This window comes from Paenibacillus sp. strain BS8-2 (assembly GCF_054483835.1).
Map to the genome: position 1 here is coordinate 3,696,043 of NZ_CM137010.1, position 18,784 is coordinate 3,714,826.

Annotated in this window: 11 protein-coding genes; 10 read left to right on the forward strand and 1 reads right to left on the reverse strand. The window is 45.2% G+C overall.

The window, feature by feature from the left end:
• Positions 1 to 101 precede the first annotated feature (101 nt).
• Positions 102 to 986 carry a helix-turn-helix transcriptional regulator gene (locus ACX1C1_RS15755; protein WP_458953121.1) on the reverse strand — a complete coding sequence of 295 codons (885 nt, stop codon included), beginning with the start codon at positions 984 to 986 and terminating at the stop codon, positions 102 to 104.
• A gap of 126 nt (positions 987 to 1,112) precedes the next feature.
• On the opposite strand from ACX1C1_RS15755, the gene ACX1C1_RS15760 reads away from it, so the two are divergent.
• The 10 genes from ACX1C1_RS15760 (at position 1,113) to ACX1C1_RS15805 (ending at position 18,769) form a co-directional block, all read left to right on the forward strand.
• Positions 1,113 to 2,000, forward strand: a complete 888-nt coding sequence (locus ACX1C1_RS15760; protein ID WP_458953122.1) for a sugar phosphate isomerase/epimerase family protein — start codon at positions 1,113 to 1,115, stop codon at positions 1,998 to 2,000.
• Positions 2,001 to 2,014: 14 nt separating this feature from the next.
• Entirely contained in the window at positions 2,015 to 3,040 is a 1,026-nt protein-coding gene (locus ACX1C1_RS15765; protein WP_458953123.1) for a Gfo/Idh/MocA family protein, read from the forward strand.
• Between the two features lie 174 nt (positions 3,041 to 3,214).
• Positions 3,215 to 8,656 (forward strand): S-layer homology domain-containing protein, encoded by a 5,442-nt coding sequence (locus tag ACX1C1_RS15770; RefSeq protein ID WP_458953124.1) that lies wholly within the window; start codon positions 3,215 to 3,217, stop codon positions 8,654 to 8,656.
• Positions 8,657 to 8,666: 10 nt separating this feature from the next.
• On the forward strand, positions 8,667 to 9,815 hold the full coding sequence (locus ACX1C1_RS15775; protein WP_458953125.1) for a discoidin domain-containing protein: 1,149 nt from the start codon (positions 8,667 to 8,669) through the stop codon (positions 9,813 to 9,815).
• 261 nt (positions 9,816 to 10,076) lie between these two features.
• A complete protein-coding gene (locus ACX1C1_RS15780; RefSeq protein WP_458957699.1) occupies positions 10,077 to 10,982 on the forward strand; it encodes an ABC transporter permease in 906 nt (301 codons plus the stop codon).
• Positions 10,983 to 11,007: 25 nt separating this feature from the next.
• On the forward strand, positions 11,008 to 11,910 hold the full coding sequence (locus ACX1C1_RS15785) for a carbohydrate ABC transporter permease (RefSeq protein ID WP_458953126.1): 903 nt from the start codon (positions 11,008 to 11,010) through the stop codon (positions 11,908 to 11,910).
• A gap of 75 nt (positions 11,911 to 11,985) precedes the next feature.
• Positions 11,986 to 13,650, forward strand: coding sequence for an extracellular solute-binding protein (locus ACX1C1_RS15790; protein ID WP_458953127.1), 1,665 nt, complete (start codon positions 11,986 to 11,988; stop codon positions 13,648 to 13,650).
• 103 nt (positions 13,651 to 13,753) lie between these two features.
• Positions 13,754 to 15,343, forward strand: coding sequence for a response regulator transcription factor (locus ACX1C1_RS15795; protein ID WP_458953128.1), 1,590 nt, complete (start codon positions 13,754 to 13,756; stop codon positions 15,341 to 15,343).
• Complete coding sequence (locus ACX1C1_RS15800) at positions 15,340 to 17,160, forward strand: cache domain-containing sensor histidine kinase (protein WP_458953129.1); 1,821 nt, start codon at positions 15,340 to 15,342, stop codon at positions 17,158 to 17,160. The genes ACX1C1_RS15795 and ACX1C1_RS15800 overlap by 4 nt, the downstream gene beginning before the upstream one ends.
• Positions 17,153 to 18,769, forward strand: a complete 1,617-nt coding sequence (locus ACX1C1_RS15805; RefSeq protein WP_458953130.1) for a sulfatase family protein — start codon at positions 17,153 to 17,155, stop codon at positions 18,767 to 18,769. Before ACX1C1_RS15800 ends, ACX1C1_RS15805 begins: the two co-directional genes overlap by 8 nt.
• Positions 18,770 to 18,784 lie beyond the last annotated feature (15 nt).

An 18,784-nucleotide genomic window follows, 5' to 3' on the forward strand; every position in this document is an offset into this window, starting at 1 on the left:
TAAGCGAATGTATTGTACTTTTTCAACATGTTGCTTGACGTAATATTCAATCATAGATTGCTAGCGGCGAGCGAAATCGGGGGAGTTTAACAATGGGTAAATCAACTTTTTCGATAGTGAGTTGGCGTTATTCCATTAAAGGCTTTAAAGATCTTGGTGAAATAATTAACATTACCAAAACCGACACGATCTGAAATTTCAGTAATAGTGGAGTCGGTTTGCTTCAGAAGACGCTGGGCTTCGTTCATACGCATATAATTGACATATTCGATGAAGGTTTGACCCGTTGTTCGCTTGAATATGTGACAGAAGTGATTGGGATTCAGGTTGAGAAAGCTTGCAGCCATCTCGATCGTTAATTTCTCGTGGTAATGCTCTTCGATGTATTGAAAGAGCGGCTTGAATCGTTGAAGCTGACGATCCTGTTTGTATGGTCTGACCTCCTTCTCGGGAAGTGGGTGGGCTCTGGTCAATTGAACCATCATAAGCGTCAGATTGGCTTTTGTTGTTATTTCGAAAGCAGGCTGTTTCTCCTCGAATTCGGTAATGACAGCGCTTAAGGAATGGTGAATACCACGCCAAGCAGCGTCATCGGCAGCAAAGTAAACAGGGAATTGGACTTCATTTGCTAAGTAGGGTCTCAGATAGAGCTCGAATGAGCGATCGATCTCTCTGGGAAGCAATAAGGTGGGATTAAATACAACCGCGATGTATTCGGTTGCTTCGTCTCCATCCTGATATCCAACATGCATGCCCCCAGGAGGAACAATTAATAGATCTCCTTCATTCACCGAATAAGAAACGCTATCTATATGGAAATTCGCTTTCCCCTTTGTCATATAGATCAATTCAAAATGCTCATGCCAATGAAGTCCCAGTATCATTACGGGCTGTAATCCTCTTGCATGCGCATTGCGGAATACATTAATGGGATATTGTTTGTTAAGAAGCGTCGTATTCTCTTTCAAGGATTGAGGGGAAGTCAATGAAATCGCTCCATTCACTAAAATAGGGATAGAAGAGCTGAAGATCGGATAGAGAACAAATTATGCAGTGACGATATAATGGGCTTATTCTTTACATCTTATCTAATTTAGGGGAGATGAACAATCTTGCATCCGCATATTCGAATCGGTACCTTGGTAAACGGGTGGGAAGTGGCTCGTGTGATGCCGCAAATTGTTAAGCATGGATTTGAATCCTTCAGCATTACGTTCTGGCAAACAACGGGTGATGTAGATCTGGCAGAGACAGCTAAGGTTGTACAAGAAGCGATAGCAGAACATGATATTACGATATCTACAATAGGCGTATTCGGCAATCCATTAACGGGTCATGCGAATAATTCAGATACCTTGGCTTCATGGGAGCGGTTGATTGACCATGCACATCTGTTCGGAGCTGATATCGTCTCCGGGTTCACTGGTAGAATTCCGGATGTTCCTATTGACCAATCCATGCCTAAATTCGGAGAAGTGTTCGGAGAATTAGCAAAGCGTGCTTCGGATAAGGGAATTCGGCTGGCGTTCGAGAATTGCAGTATGGGAGGCAATTGGCATACAGGGGATTGGAATGTGGCTCATAACCCGACCGCTTGGGAGATGATGTTCAACACTTTGCCCGATCCAAATATTGGCTTGCAATGGGAGCCTTGCCATCAATTGCTTAGTCTAATTGATCCCATACCGCAGCTGCGCAAATGGGTTCCGAAGATCTTCCATGTTCATGGCAAGGATGCAACGATTGCTTGGGATATTGTCAAAGAGTATGGCATACATGGACCCAAAAAATTCGCGTGGGATCGGACACCTGGATTTGGCGACAGCAACTGGACGGATATTATTACGATACTGAAGCAAGGTGGATATCAAGGAGTCATTGATATTGAAGGCTATCATGATCCGATCTATCGAGGTGATCTGGAGATGACGGGTCAAGTGCATGCGCTGAATTATTTGAAATCTTGCCGTGGCGGATCTTATATTCCTAATCCTAGATAAAAGGTGGAGTTGCAATGAGTCAATATCATGTAGTTGTTGTTGGATGCGGGAATATGTCGAATGCCTGGATCGAATATGCAAATTCTCGTGAAGATATTCGTATTGTTGGATTAGTCGACCTATTTCTCGACTCTGCTCGTAACGCGAAGCTTCGTCATGGTCTGGACTGTGACGTATTCACAAATGTGGAAGAAGCGATCAAGGAGACGCAAGCGAATGTTGTATTCAATGTAACAGCGCCGGATGCTCACTTTGAAGTGTGTCGTACCGCGATGATGCTTGGTTGTCATGTTCTAGGCGAGAAGCCGCTTGCAGCAACGATGGATGAAGCGCTCGCACTCGTGCAATTAGCCAATGAGAGTGAAGTTACTTATTCAGTGATGCAGAATCGCAGATTCGACAGGAATATTAGAGCCTACCGCGATCTCTTACATTCGGGCGCGATCGGTGCAATTGGACATGTAGGTGCAGATTTCTTCATGGCTGCTCACTTTGGCGGATTTAGAGATGCGATGGAGAGTCCGCTTATTCTGGATATGGCGATTCACACCTTCGATTCTGCTCGTTTCTTGACTGGTGCAGATGCGGTATCCGTTTATTGTCAAGAATTTAATCCAAAAGGCTCATGGTACCAAGGCCATGCAATGGCTGTTTGTATTTTTGAGATGTCAGACGGCTCTGTATTCTCGTATCGCGGATCATGGTGTTCAGAGGGGATGCCGACCTCGTGGCAATCGAATTGGAGGGTCAGCGGAGAGAAGGGAACGGCTCTCTGGGATGGCGAGCAATACATTCAGGCAGAAGCTGTCCGGAATATAGATCAAACTGGGAAGTTCACCTATGAGACAGAACGGGTGGAGGCAGCCTATCATTGGAAGGGTGAAGAGGGACATCGAGGCTGCCTTGATGAGATGTTCTTGGCGCTGGAGCAGAAGCGATCGGCAGAAACGGATTGCAGAGATAATATCAAGAGTATGGCTATGGTGCTTGGCGCAATCGAGAGTGCTAGAACGGGTGTAAAGGTGCAGTTGAACATTTAGAATAGATATGCGCTAACGTAATAGCGTCTTCTTCGGAAGGCGCTATTTTTTGTGGCTGCGCACAAATAATCCCTTAGGAAAGGTAAACTTTTCGTTGCTTAGTTCAATTGTGGATGAAAGCATGAATCCCGTACGCTTAAGGAGTCATTTATTACAGATAAAGGAGGTTATCTCGTGATTGCAAGGTCTCTCTGGAAGTGTGCTTCAAGACGCTTTATGGTTTATCTTATGATTCCAATGCTGATCATTGGAATGCTCGCACCTACGCCATCACAGTCAAAGGTATGGGCTTCACCGACGGTGAACATCTTCTATGTGGCGACTAATGGAGATGACTCATGGAGCGGCCAACTGGCAGATCCGAATCAGGAGGGCACAGATGGTCCATTCGCAACGCTTAATCGTGCCAAGGAAGCGGTACAAGATGTAAAGGAGACGAGCACCGAAGCGGTAGAAGTGATGATTCGGGGCGGGCTGTATGAATTACAGGAAGCTTTGGAGCTTGGGGCGACTGATTCAGGAATTGACTCCAATTCGCCAGTCATCTACAAAGCTTATCCTGGCGAGCATCCCGTTCTAAGCGGAGGGAAACGGTTGCCGAGCAGCTGGGAGCAAGTGCAAGGTGAAAGCTATTATAAGCTGGACTTAACGAATCAGGAGATTGCGCCCTTCCGACAGTTGTATGTCAATGACGCGCGCAAGATAAGAGCGAGAACGACGACTCCCATTATAGGCAGAGATTATTATAATGATCCTGCAACATCTGAAGTGCAGGATGGGTACGTCGTTTCGAACGAGCAACTGGAGAACAAGGACTTCTCCCATCCTGAAGATATGCAGGTTCATACTGCGGTGGAATGGAAAGACTTCTGGCTGCCCGTCCGAGGTCTGGACAAGAACAATGATGGCGACTATCAATTGACTATGAAGCAGCCTTACTTCTCGATCGCAGCCTTATCGTTAACGCCTCCTTACCAGCGGGTGAAACCGAGCATTGGTTTTTATTTGGAGAATGCGATTGAATTATTGGATTCACCTGGAGAGTGGTTCTATGACCAATATGTGAAAGCGCTTTATTATTATCCCGAAGCGGGAGAGGATTTAGCGAATGCCAATGTGACCATTCCCCAGCTTGAGGAGATTATTCGTGTTCGTGGCACGGATGCAAGCTCGCCTGCTCATGATATTGTCATTCAAGGCTTAACAATGAAGTATACGACTTGGCAAGCACCGGAGAGTGATAGCTACATTACGTATCAAGCGCAATGGCTGGAGAAGCCTGACGGCCCAGCGAATGATGAATTGTATAAAACTGTGCCCGCAGCTATTCATGTGGATGCTGCAACTGATATTAGAATTGAGGATAATATCATCGCTCATACGGGCGGAATGGGGATCGGTCTATATACAGGCGTTCACAATACGGTGATACAACGCAACGCAGTTTATGACACCTCTGATACAGCGATTTATGCAGGTCATGCCTGGTTGTCTAACAAGCAACAGATTGGAGACTGGCGTAAGGGCCTTACAACCGATATTACAATAACGAACAATGCGATTAGGAATGTCGGTCAAGAGTATAGAGGAACACCTGCCATTCAAACGTTCTACGTAGACCGTGTAACCATTAGTCACAATGATATAGCCGATATTCCTTGGTCAGGCATCGCCTCGATTACAAATGAACAATATGAAGGCATTAAGATGTACAACAATAAAGTGTATAACTTTGGCAAGCGGCTGAATGATGTAGGTGGACTCTATATATTCGGAGATGGCTCCACGTCCATGCCGCATGAGATTAAGGATAACTATGTGAGCACCTCCTACCGTGACTACTCTGCCATCTATCTTGATAACAACAGCGATCATGTAATTGTGAGCGGAAATGTGGTAGAGAAACCTTTCCATTACTGGCTGTTCTTCCAGACAAGTTCATCCGATCATCTAGTGAGCAATAATTACACGACATCAGATGATGTGAAGGAGCAAGGAACGAATAACAGTGTGACGGGTACAATTCTATTCGATTCAGACAATCGACCTCCGGCTGTACAGACTATTATCAATCATGCTGGACTTGAAAGTGAATTCAGTTCGATCCTGAATGCCCTTCCAACGCCAGGTGTCAATCAGCCGCCTTCTGTCACGCTGTCTTCAAGCGAGATGAATGCGTCATTGGCTGATACGATTTCCTTACAAGCTGCTGTAACAGATGACGGTATGCCCTTCTCCTCGGAGCTCACTTTGCAATGGAGCAAGTTAAGCGGGCCTGGAGATGTTACATTCGGCAATGCGCATATTGCCAGGACAACGGCTGCATTCTCACAACCGGGACAATATATGCTGCAGTTAGCCGTAAGTGATGAGGCTGAGGTCACTAGCGCCAGTGTAACGGTTAACGTCGAGCATGCAGAATTGGGACCGAATAGATCCTTGGTAGAGGACGTTACGGCGACTGCGTCAGATTCATATTCAAGCCATTATACCCCAGACTTGATCCTGGATGATGATGTGGAATCGGCTTGGTCCTCTTCCTTCAATAGTCCCATGTGGGTGCAACTGGACTTGAAGGCTGCCTATGCGATTAACCGAGTCGAGGTTGTTCAGAAGCAAGATGCCGTATGGGATGGTTTCCGCAACCTGTTCCAGGTTAAGGTATCCAATGATCCTTTGTTCAGAACCTATCAAATTACAGGCACCCAGGGGGAAGACGATTTCTTGCATCAAGGCACATGGATAGCTAATGTACCTGACATGGACGGATATCGTTATGTCCGGATGGAGAAGACGGCTGTGGGCTCCAATCCATTATCCGCTGCTGAGATTCGTGTATTCGGTTCGAGGACAGCAGACAATGCGTTGTTATCCCTGATGACGTCGAGCGAGATGACTTTATCTCCTGCATTCGATCCCAACATTGCGGACTATTCAGCTAGAGTGGAGGCTGATGTCGATGAGGTGAACTTGTCACTTCAAAGCTTGGATCCTGAAGCGACGATTAAAGTAAATGGAGAAGCCATCACCGGTTCAGAGATTTCCTTACCATTGGATATGGGAGCTAATGTGTTCACGATAACGGTGATCTCTAAGGACAATAGTCAGCAAGAAGTGTATTCGTTATCCATTAATCGTGAATCTGTTACCATTGTTACGGTGACCGATCCTCTCGACGACTGGTCAATCGTACAATCTCATTCTGAAAATCTATCCATCGATGATGGAGGAGCTAATTATGGCGGAGATACACATACCGTCTGGAAGTCAACGGATGCGAGTGCGGAGATGGTCTATCAACAAGATCAGTTAACCGCTGTCGTGAGCGAAATTTATTATCACAGCTATACGATATCGAATCCATTAGACTATATTTCTATGCAAAGCTCAGTCGATGGGCAGACATGGACATCTGTAACCGTTACTGCCTCAACAGCGATAGATACAGCTAACGGTTGGAAATCCATGAAGCTATCCAATGCGGCATTGCCTGAAGGAACAAATGTTGTGAAGATTATTTTTGCTTCGACGAATGCAGCTTATTGGGCCATACACTTTGGGTCAACGGAGCTTCAATATCGATCTGCGGAGCTGAATGACCCGCCTGTCGTCGAAGCAGGCGACGATCAGTCAGTCACCTTATTGACCACTGCTTCTTTAACGGGTGCAGCAAGTGATGAGACGTTGCCTTCCGGTACGCTTACGACGACGTGGTCTCAGATAGAGGGGCCAGGCAGTGTTACTTTCGGCCAGGTCCATCAATTGCAAACCACTGCTGCATTCTCTCTTCCAGGCTCCTATACCCTGCAATTGGAGGCTTCCGACGGCAGTCTCAGCACAAAGGATAGGTTGACGGTTACAGTTGCAGATGTCAGCTCGTTAACTAGCAATTTGGCCCAAGGAAAACCTGTTACAGGCAGTAAAGCGTATAGCGATGATCTCGGGCCTCGATTTGCTGTGGATGGTCGATTAGACACAAAATATGCAGCCAATTGGGAGCAGATGCCGCATCTGTTTACGGTTGATCTGGAGGCATCTTATGCCATCAAACGAGTGGAGCTCGTATTCAGTCAACATGAAGCAAACCGCGGTGATGAAGGAGAGCGTAAGGAGTTTCAGATTCAAGCATCAAATGATGCGTCCTTCGCTCAGTATGTCGAGCTTGGCGGACAGGGGAATGATGTGATGCCATTCGCCTCAACTTGGACATTAAATCCCTCTGACTTGAATGAATACAGGTACATTCGTGTGAAGCATAGCGGCTCGTACTATCAGTTCGAGATTGTGGAGTTCAGAGTGTTTGGTGAAGTGCCTGCGCCGACACCAACACCAACGCCGACACCAACACCAACGCCGACACCAACGCCGACACCAACACCAACGCCGACACCAACACCGACGCCGGACCCGACACCAACACCGACGCCGGACCCGACACCAACGCCAACAGGTTCATGGCCAGCCCCGACTGCATCGGCGCCAGCCGAAGTGGACGAACGGGTATATGATGATGGGCTCATTGAAAGCACAAGCGATGGTGATAACCGGGTTCAAGCGCCTGAAGGTAAGCGGGAGGTCAAGTTTTCGATCAAGAAGCTTACAGAAATACAAGGAAACTCGATGACGATTCAGTTCAAGGAATTGAAGCTGGGGATTCCAGCTGCTGTATGGAAAGAAATACTGAATCCAGACGTTGCTGCAAGTAAATTTGAAGCGATATCCATTACAGTGGTTAAGAAAAAAGTAACGTCCAAGCAACTGCAAGATATCGGGCCAGTTCAGCAGGGACAAACAGGCACGGTCTATGAATTGCAAATGTCTTTACTTGATTCGCAAGGCGTTGTGCATCAAGTACATGAATTTATTGAACCAATCGCTATACAATTGGATGCAGCATTATACATGAACGATAAAGCAGTCTATGTGTACTATTGGAACGAGGAGGCCATGCAGTGGGAGTTTGTTCAAGTCGCTCGAACCATAGATGAGCAAACGTTGGGTGCCGATTTTGAGCATTTCAGCTCATACGCTTTTGTTCAATTCAACAAGCTCTACGATGATATCTCTGATCAACACTGGGGCTATCCAGCACTTGAAACGTTGAGTGTGTACGGAATTGTTGAGGGCATCGACCATACATCATTTGCACCGAATCAAAGTATCACAAGAGCAGAATTTGTATCTATGCTAGTACGAATGCTGCATTTGCAAGCTAGGGATGGCAATCAACCGTTCAAGGATGTTCAGGACAATCTTTGGTATTCGGAAGCCATTCATGCAGCATATGACGCAAAGTTGATTCAAGGTAACTTACACCAGCAATTCCGTCCAAATGATGCAATAACCCGTGAAGAAATGGCAGTATTGCTCGTTCGCGCATATGCGCTGAAACATGAGATAGATGGGCTTGAGCGCCATTCTAATCCGGAGCAACTAGCCTATTCGGATGCGAATATGATCTCGTCCTGGGCACTGGACGCTGTATCGATGGCTCAATATCTTCATCTATTGAATGGAATGGGTGACGGAACGTTCGCTCCAATGTCCAATGCCACAAGAATCCAAGCTGCTCAAGGGATATACCGGCTTATGTTTTCCTTGATCAGTCCAATTTAGGAGGCGTGTGATGAAGAATAAAAGTGTGCTGTTTATTATTATGTTCTCGATGATTTTAACTTTCGTTCCTACAGTCGCCAATGCAACAACGTCTAACGGCCCATGGGCTGGCGCATGCAGCTCGGACGGTACGAACTGTATGCTTAATAACACTTATAATTGGCCGACGAACGGAACGATCAGCAACTGGATTAACAGTAATACGAGCTGGGGAGGCAGTTATCAATTTAATGGCGGATCTGGAGGCATGGGCATTCAGATTAATCGTGGAATTTGGCCCTGGTCGGGGAATACCAATACAGTGAACTCCAATCTGCCACTACAGATTAATGGGAATACGTCTACAACCAGCACATGGAGCTTCGCCAACGGCACCATTACCAGCACAGGATGGCAGAATTACTGGGAGATCTGGACCCATAACAGCAATGCTATTAATGGGAACAACATAACCTCAGACATTATGATTCATCCAGATTATAAGGACCTCTCCGGAGGCGCATATATTCAAGATATGACAGATTCATATGGTGTGGTATGGAAGGTGTACGTGCAATATCTCTCAAATTATGAAATTGTCCATTACTATCGCGCGTCCAAGACTTCTAGTCTGACTGTGAAACTGGATGACTTCTGGGACTTCACTGTGCAGAAGGGATGGGCGGCAGCAACCGACTATGTAGGCAGCATTACGGCAGGCTTAGAGGCGGCTGATGGATCTGGAAGCTTCACAACTACAGATTGGAATGTCATAACGACTACAGATGTGTTCACAGCATTAAGCAAGTCAGGTTGGACGGCCTCGGCTTCGAATCAGTATGCTTCTTTGCCTGCGAGTCAAGCGATCGATAACAACGTGAATACTAGATATACTTCAGGCGCTTCGATGTACAATGGGATGAAGTATACGATTGATCTGGGCTCGGCCAAGACATTCCGGAAGCTGCATGTCTTAACAACCAATATTAACTATCCTCGAGCCTTTAAGTTTCTGGTCTCGGATAATGGCAGCAGCTGGACTCAGGTGACAACCGCATCAGGCTCGCCTCATGCATTCGAGATTACCTTTGCCCCGCAGACCAAACGATACGTAAGAATCGAGCTTACACAGGGCGTACCGGATTGGCTTGATTTCTATGAGTTGACTTTATTTAACTAGGCGTGTCTGAAAACCTCTTCATTGGACCTTTCACCGGTCTGTCGCCTCCACCCTCCTATTATTAGGAGGGTTTTTATTTGCGGAGGTAGTGCTATATTTGCGTTGCAATAGTAAACTTTTCGTTGTTTATCTGAATTGTTGCGTAAGCTTTGACTGTTGTACTATGAATGTATACAGATTATGAGGAGTGTAGAGATGAAAACGACGGCAGCCAAACGACATTCGGACACTTCAAGATCCAGAATGGAACCCTCAATAGGGATGAGATGGATGCGTCAATGGGAAATCCAGTTGATGATTCTTCCGGGATTATTATTTCTGCTTGTGTTTAATTACGTGCCCATGTATGGCGTGATCGTCGCTTTCAAGGATTACAATCTATTTAAAGGTTTTTTAGAAAGCCCCTGGGCGGGAATGAAACATTTTGATATGTTTTTTAATTCGCTTGATTTCTGGCGCATTATAAGAAATACGGTAGTGATTAGCGGATTGAAGCTGCTATTCGGATTTCCGGCTCCTATTATACTGGCGCTGCTTCTGAATGAAATTCGAAATCGTTATTTCAAACAATTTATTCAAACGGTTACTTATATGCCCCATTTTCTATCATGGGTAGTAGTAGGCGGTTTCGCTCTTACTATTCTTTCGGCAGATACCGGGTCGCTCAATGAAATTCTTCTGAAGCTAGGATGGATAGATGAATCAGTCGCATGGCTCTCCAAACCTAATTATTTCTGGGAGATACTTATTGCAGCGAATATATGGAAAGAGATTGGATTTGCGTCCATTGTCTATTTGGCCGCCATCGCCGGAGTAGATCCAAGCCTTTACGAAGCCGCTTCCATAGACGGAGCATCGAGGTCCAGGCAAATATTCGCCATCACGATTCCCTCCATCATGCCGATTATTATCATCTTCTTGATTCTGCAAATAGGCAATCTACTGAATGCGGGGTTTGAGGATATTCTGATGCTTACCAGTAATGGTATGAATGCGATCATGCGAGAGGTTGGCGATGTCATTGATACGTATGTGTATCGGATCGGCATTCAGAACCAACGTTTCTCCTATGCAGCAGCTGCCGGTTTATTCAAGTCCTTAATCAACATCCTACTACTTGTTGCAGCCAATCGATTCGCACGTCGGTTAGGACATAGCTTATGGTAGTCATTGGAAGGAGCTGCACATTGTCATGAAATTAACATATGGCGAAAAGATGTTTCAAATTGGTATATACATTCTTCTCATTCTCTTAGGCTTCGTAACGTTATATCCCGTATGGAATACGCTTGTTATCTCGTTTAATTCCGGGGCAGACACATCGCTAGGCGGCATTACGCTTTGGCCGCGAGCCATAACGCTCGATAATTATAAAGTCGTGTTTAATGATGGACGAATCTTGAATGCGTTCGTCATCTCTGTTCTCAGAGTCGTTGTTGGCACCTTGTTATCCATTGCTGTCACATCTCTGCTAGCGTATGGTCTGTCTCGCAGAGATGTCATCTTCCGCAATTATTATATGGTTTATTGCATCATTACAATGTTCTTCAGCGGGGGGTTAATTCCGACCTTCATCCTTAACAATGAACTTGGCCTGAACAACACGTTCTGGGTACTAGTCATTCCGACAGCTATGAACGTATGGAATATGATTATATTCCGAACCTTCTTCATGCAGCTGCCTGATGGTCTCGAAGAATCGGCCAAGATTGACGGCTGCGGCTACTTCAGTACTTTCATTCGGATCGTAGTGCCTGTCTCGGGACCGGTGTTTGCGACATTATCGCTTTTCACTGCAGTAATACATTGGAATGATTGGTTCTCTGGCATTATCTTTATTAATAATTCGGACCTCTTGCCAATATCGTCTGTTCTCCAGCAAATTCTCATTTCGAATGTGTCAGCGGATATGCTGCTTCAATCGACCGGAGGGAATGCTTCTGCTTTGCAAGCCCTTGAAAGAGCAAAAACTGTCACCTCGCAATCTCTGAGTATGGCTACGATTGTTGTGGCAACAGCGCCAATTATTATGGTGTATCCATTCTTGCAAAGATTTTTTGTCAAAGGAGTACTTGTAGGCTCACTTAAGGGTTAGTGGATGATCGGTCATATCGGTGATAAGCTGCATACAGCTTCACATAGACGTTATATTGAAGAGAGGGGTAAGAATATGAAGACCAATAAGAAGTTTGCACACGCATTTGGTATTATGTTATGTATTGCGCTAGTATTATCGGCTTGTACAAATTCAGGAGGAAATAATCAATCATCTTCAGCGACTGCTGAGCCGTCTCCTTCAAACGCCGAAACAAGTGAGCCTGCATCCACTGCATTCGAATTAGGATCAGAACCACTTCATTTCAGCTTCTATGCTCATTATGATTGGTGGAATAACGAGCAGTGGGGGTCAGATCCAAGCTCCAAATGGATTAAAGAGAATCTGAATGTAACGGTTGATCCCATTCAATCCGGCGGCGCAGCCGTACAGAAATTGAGCACAATGATGGTAGCAGATGAGCTGCCGGATGTGTTGCTTATTGAGAGAGCCGATGTGGAGAAGTTGCGTGAAGCGGATAAGCTGGTTGCGCTTGATGACTACTTGGATAAGTATCCAAATTTAGTGAAATGGGCAGGGAAAGAAACATTAGATCTGCTTCGCTCGCCAGACGGCAAGCTATATATGTTCCCGAACTGGTATACATCCAGACCAAACGGGAATGCGGGGTATGCGATAAACAAAAAAATTCACAAGGAGCTTGGTTCTCCCAAGCTTGAGACGTTTGACGACCTGTATGCTTACCTAAAGCTAGTGAAAGAGAAATATCCGAAAGTGATTCCGTTAGAAGTGGACACGCAAGCACAAGGTATTGAAATGATGACATCTGGTATGAAGGAAGGCTTCTCCCCTGCATTCATTACTAATCAGAAAGCTAGTGATCAGGACGGGATGATGACCTCCATCTATCAAGAACCTGCATTTGTAGACACCATGAAGTATGCAAGCAAATTATTTCGCGAGAAGCTCATTACGCAAGATGCGCTTACTCAGAAAACGGAGCAGGTGAAAGAAAAGCTGAATAATGGTCAGGTTGCTGTTTTCGCTTCTATTCAGGTCACCAGTACAGATATGAGAGAAGCTCATAATCTCTTAAAGCAAGCTGATCCAGAGGCGGGTTATGAAGTTATCTGGCCGATTCATAAAGAAGGCGTAGGGGCTGATAAAGTATTCCCTAACAGCTACATCACCTTGGGCTGGAATGTAAACATTATTACAAAAGGCGCAGAGAATCCAGAGGGCATATTTGCTTATTTGGATTGGCTGACTGGAATAGAAGGTCAGAATACCATGACATACGGACCTAAGGGACGTTATTGGGATGAGACCGATGCGGATGGATATCCCATTTTTAATGCAACCTGGGATTCTACGCCGCAAGCAGACAAAGACAAAGACAAGCTGGGTTCATGGAACTGGGCTGGTAACACCGCATACGTTGATGACAGAAGCGCCCTTGTTGACATGTCCTTGCCTGAAGATCAAAGGGATTGGACCAAAGTGCAGCAAGTGAATGTAACCTGGAAAACTTCGCAGGACGGCACAATTTATTACAATCTTCATCCAGCTCCCGATTCCGAAGAGGGAATTATTAAAACAACGCTGGACGATATGTACAAGGAATACATTGCCAAGGCTCTCTTCGCGAAGAGCGATGAAGAGGTAGAGAAAATACTGAATGAAGCCCATGAAGCCTCAATGAGCCAGGGGTACGATAAGCTGCTGGCGTTTAAAAACAATCAGCTGCAAGCGAATGAAAATCTATTGAAAACCAACTAATATAAGACAACGGATGAAGCGAAAAGGGTATACTTAGGTATATCCTTTTGTTTCATTCTTTCTTCTTCAAAGATGTAACCGCAACCATGAGCGAGGTGTGTGTATGTATCGTGTATTGCTGGTAGATGATGAGTTCCTGGATCTGGAGTGGATGGAGAAGCACATCCATTGGCACAAGTATGGTATGACTGTTGCAGGAGTTGCCGTAGGGGGATTTGAGGCTTTGGCAATGCTGCAGCATGAGAAAATCGATGTTCTGGTGTCGGATATTAAAATGCCTAATATGTCTGGACTAGAGCTTGCTCGCAAAGCGCTTGATCGGGATCCACAGCTGAAAATTTTATTTATGAGCGGTTACGAGGATTTTCGATATGCCAAACATGCAATAGAACTGGGGGCTCATGGTTATATCCTGAAGCCAGTGGATGAGGAAGAATTGAATAAAGCTTTGACGGACATTCAATTAAGGCTCGATTTGCAGCGTGAAAGAGAACAAATGGAGCATACGCTGAAGGAATCGCTGCCATTGCTTCGCAACGAGAAATTGATCTCCTGGTTAGAAGGAGGTCCGCTTAATGAAACGGTCAAGGATCTTATCGCTAGAAGAACAGGGGGTCACGCTGTTCCTTCTGGTTATGAATTGGCTATCCTGGAAGCGGATGATGTCTCTCTGAAAGTAAGCAAACATGCAGAGGAACAGAGAAAGCATGTTATTCATTCCTGGATCGAACAATTAATGACGTATCTTCAGGATGATTACATGATCTTCGTGTGCAGACTGGAGGAAACAAAACTTTGTGTTGTGTATAGCATACACGAAGATAATAACCTCGCTCAGCGAATCGTCGATCTATGCCGCAAATTGGGACCGTTTACTGTCACAATAGCGGTATCAGAACCTGCGAAAGAGATTGAAAGCATTCCACTAGTCTTTGATCAGACAAAATCTATTTTATTATCAAAATTGTTTTGTGGGAAAAATCGTATCCTTCGTCAGGGAGACACAAAAGACACTTTGATCCGAGATGCGGGCAACTTGGAAGAAATTCTGCAACACTTGTTTACGGCCATGCGCAATTATGAACTGGTGTTCATCAGCGATTATTTAAGCGAGCTGTTTGTGCTTGTGAATCGACTGGGCACACGAATGACGGTACACAACTTTACGGTTCATATCATGGCAAGATTAGATACAAATTTAAGTGAATTAAATGAAAATCTTCAAAGCATACTTGGCATTGACTTTGAACATTTGAATATTTTGTATGATTTTGAGACGGTTGATGACATTGAATCCTGGCTGCGTCGTCGTTGCTTCGAGATCTCTGAACTGCTGCATCGCAAGAAGATGAATCGTAATCATAAATTAATTATTGATATCGTGGCGTATATTCAACAAAATCTGCAAGTCAATCTGACGCTCAAGGAAGTAGCAAATGTATTCTCGTTCTCTCCGAATTATCTTGGCCATCTCTTCAAGGAAGAAATGAATGAAAATTTCAGCGAATATCTGATACGGGTTCGATTAGAGCATGCTTGCGAGCTGCTGAAAAATCCGAAATTAAAGATTTATGAAATTGCAGACAGCGTAGGCTATAAAAATCTTACGTACTTCTTTAGGCAATTCAAGGAATTAATCGGTGTCACTCCCAATGATTACAGGAAACAATGCCAAACGAGAGGTTTATTATGATCAAAAGAGTGATCGCAAGACATCGCCTTTCATCGATTGGCGTCATTTTGTTAGTGTTTTTCCTCATTTTCGGTCTTATTCCTGTCCTTGCAATCGGCATCTTCGCCTATGAATCTTCGGTGCATTCGATAAGAGATCAAACGAGAGAGAATGTGTTAGGCACGCTGGAGCAGATCAGGAATAATATTGTAGACAAAACGGATGAGGCAAAAAATATCTCGGATTTGTTGTTCGGTAATACGCAAATGCAGAAGGCGTTACGTTCCTACGAACAGGGGTGGTACAGCTATGACACTACAGTCAACATCATCCTGCCTACGCTGGAGAATCTCCTGCAAAATATCAGATATCCTTTGACTTTGAAGCTGTATCTGGATAATGCGTCTATTCCGGAAATCTATAATTACCCGCAACGAGTATCGGTTGATCCTGTTTCCACCTACAATCGGTACGATGTGCTTCATATGGAGAGAATAACGACGCAGCCTTGGTATAGGAACCTGCCATGGAAGACTGAGAACGGAACAAATAGTCAGGGCTATAGGGGAAATGAATATGAGTGGGAGCAGATTGAAGGCGACAGGCAATTTGACGAAATCTCATTGCTTCGTCCATTAACGGATTTTAATAACCAGAATCAATATGGTTTTGTTCGAGCGATTGTAAAATTAGAGAGTATTCTGGATTCTGTCGACAATGTCAGAATTGGTGAGGGAAGCCGGATTTATGTATTCGATGAGGACGGACAAACCTTATTCTCCTCAGGTGGAACGGAGGAGTCAAAAGAGATCATGATTAATCAGACAGCTGATGACTATCTCATGATCGAAGAGAACTTACATGAGACAGGTTGGTCTGTTGTCGCGCTTGTTCCGAATGCTTTGCTTGAGAAGGGAGCTAACCGCGTTCAGAAAATTACCATCACCATTTGTTTGCTGGCGGGTATCTTGTTAGTCATTGCAGGCTGGTTCATCTCTTCCTATTATGCCAAACGAGCGCGGAGAATTATTAGATCCATTGATCATTTCCGTTCGGGAGAGTTCAGGAAAGTGAGATTCATGAAAGGCAGAGATGAATTTGCCCAAATTGCTCATGCGTTTAATGAGATGGGCGAAGAGATCGACATGCTCATTCATGAAGTCTATCTAGCGAATACGCTTAAGAAGGAAGCGGAGCTCGAGACTTTGATGACCCAAATCAATCCCCATTTCCTCTATAATACGTTATCGTCTATCGGCAAGCTTGCAACAATAGGGGAGATCGATCAATTACAACGTATGGTCCGAGGGCTTGCGAAGTTCTACCGCTTGACCTTGAATAATGGAGAAAATGTAATAGGGGTCGTACAGGAATTAGAACAAGTGATGGCCTATATTGAAATTCAGCAAATCAAATATCGTGATCATCTCATTATTTATGATGATATTGATTGCAACATTTATGGATATGAAACGGTGAAGCTCATATTGCAGCCCTTTGTAGAGAATGTATTGGAGCATGCCATTGTGAGCAGAGGAATCGAGATTTCAATCAGCGCAAGGAAACATGGCGATACCATCGTATTCAGAATTGTGGATTCCGGCATTGGGATGAAAGAACAGACAATAGCTAGCATATTCGCTGCTTCGGATGTACGCATCGGGTATGGCATACGAAATGTGGATGAACGCATTAAGCTTCAATATGGCAAACAATTTGGTGTTCGTATCGCTAGTCGAATTGGCATTGGGACATCGGTTACGATTGTTATTCCAGCCATTGCTAGAAGATCAACAAATCTGATGAAGAGCAATGAAGGAGAGATGCGCAGTGGATAAAGGGTTAACCCCCAATGTGTTATGGATATCACTAGAGGATACCAGTCCGAGATTCGGTTGTTATGGCGATCCATTGGCACGAACGCCAAACATCGATCAACTCGCTTCGGAAGGATGTCGTTTTCCCCATACATTCTCGACAGCTGGTGTTTGCGCACCCAGTCGTTCGGCTGTCATTACGGGGATGTATCCGACTTCCATAGGGACGATGCATATGAGAACCCAGCATGTTAACCCACACTTCCCTGAATTGCCTACCCCGTATTCTGCCGTGCTGCCTCATTATGTGAAGGTGTTCACGGAGTATCTGAGAGCGAATGGTTATTATTGCACGAATAATGAGAAGACGGATTATCAATTTGATTGTCCAATTACAGCTTGGGACGAGGTTGGTCATGAGGCGCATTGGCGTCATCGTAAGCCGGGACAACCTTTCTTCTCTGTGTTTAATCCAGAGATGACACATGAGAGCGGCATGTGGCTCGCTTCCGAAGCGGGAATACAAACGGATTGTAATCAAGTTGAGCTTCCGCCGTACCTGCCTGATACGCCTAAGTGCAGAGAAGCGCTTGCGAAACAATATGACAATATTGCCAAGGCGGATGAGAGGGTAGGCCAAATACTACAACAATTAGAAGAGGATGGACTGGCTGAGAATACGATTGTATTCCTCTGGAGCGATCATGGAGAAGGATTGCCAAGAGCAAAGCGCTGGCCCTACGATGCGGGCATTCATGTTCCGATGATCGTGCGGTCTCCTCAGCATCTGAAGCCTGGCAGTGTGGATGAGCGCATGGTTAGCTTGGTGGACCTCGCGCCGACTGTGCTTGCTCTCACAGGAACACAAATTCCATGGCATATGCAAGGCAATGTCTTTATTGGCGAAGAGGCAACAGAAAGAACGTACATCTATGCGACAAGAGATCGTTATGATGAGTCGTATGATCGTATTCGAGCAGTGAGGGATACGAGGTACAAATATATACGCAACTACTGCTCGGAGCAGCCTTATTTGCAATGGATTCCGTACAGTCATCAACATCCGATCTGGCAAGAGATGTGGAGATTGCATCAAGAAGGCTCCTTGAATGAAACCCAATCTCTTATGCTGCAGACGAGTCGGCCGGTTGAGGAATTATATGATTGTGAACAAGATCCGCACGAGCTTCGGAATTTGGCCCAGGATCCATCTGCCAGGAAGGAGCTGGTTAGGCTTCGTGAGGCACTGGACAATTGGATGTGTCGCGTTGGCGATCTAGGGGAACAGACGGAGAGTGAGATGGTCGAGAGAATGTGGCCAGGAGGGAAGCAGCCTCGAACAGCGCCACCGCGTTTATATCCGATCCAACAAGAGAAAGGGGCAATTGTTCCTCCGATTACAAATACGGCTCAATTCGATCAACCCCTGTATGTTGCACTGATAAGCGCTACACAAGGAGCTTCCATCGCTTATGCTGTAGATGAGGGGGAGCGCGCGCAATGGCTCCTCTACACAGGTCCGTTATTCCTTAAGAATGGGGAAAACCAATTGCGCGCAAAAGCGATCCGCGTGGGCTATCAGGAAAGTGAAGAGTGTGTGTATCGTTTGTTCGTTCAAGCCCAGCAATAAACAGTGTCTACAGGT

Bases quoted from the DNA above. Each gene is read 5' to 3' on its own strand.
- ACX1C1_RS15765 (WP_458953123.1), top strand. From the start codon at position 2,015: ATGAGTCAATATCATGTAGTTGTTGTTGGATGCGGGAATATGTCGAAT.
- ACX1C1_RS15775 (WP_458953125.1), top strand. From the start codon at position 8,667: ATGAAGAATAAAAGTGTGCTGTTTATTATTATGTTCTCGATGATTTTA.
- ACX1C1_RS15780 (WP_458957699.1), top strand. From the start codon at position 10,077: ATGAGATGGATGCGTCAATGGGAAATCCAGTTGATGATTCTTCCGGGA.
- ACX1C1_RS15785 (WP_458953126.1), top strand. From the start codon at position 11,008: ATGAAATTAACATATGGCGAAAAGATGTTTCAAATTGGTATATACATT.
- ACX1C1_RS15790 (WP_458953127.1), top strand. From the start codon at position 11,986: ATGAAGACCAATAAGAAGTTTGCACACGCATTTGGTATTATGTTATGT.
- ACX1C1_RS15795 (WP_458953128.1), top strand. From the start codon at position 13,754: ATGTATCGTGTATTGCTGGTAGATGATGAGTTCCTGGATCTGGAGTGG.
- ACX1C1_RS15800 (WP_458953129.1), top strand. From the start codon at position 15,340: ATGATCAAAAGAGTGATCGCAAGACATCGCCTTTCATCGATTGGCGTC.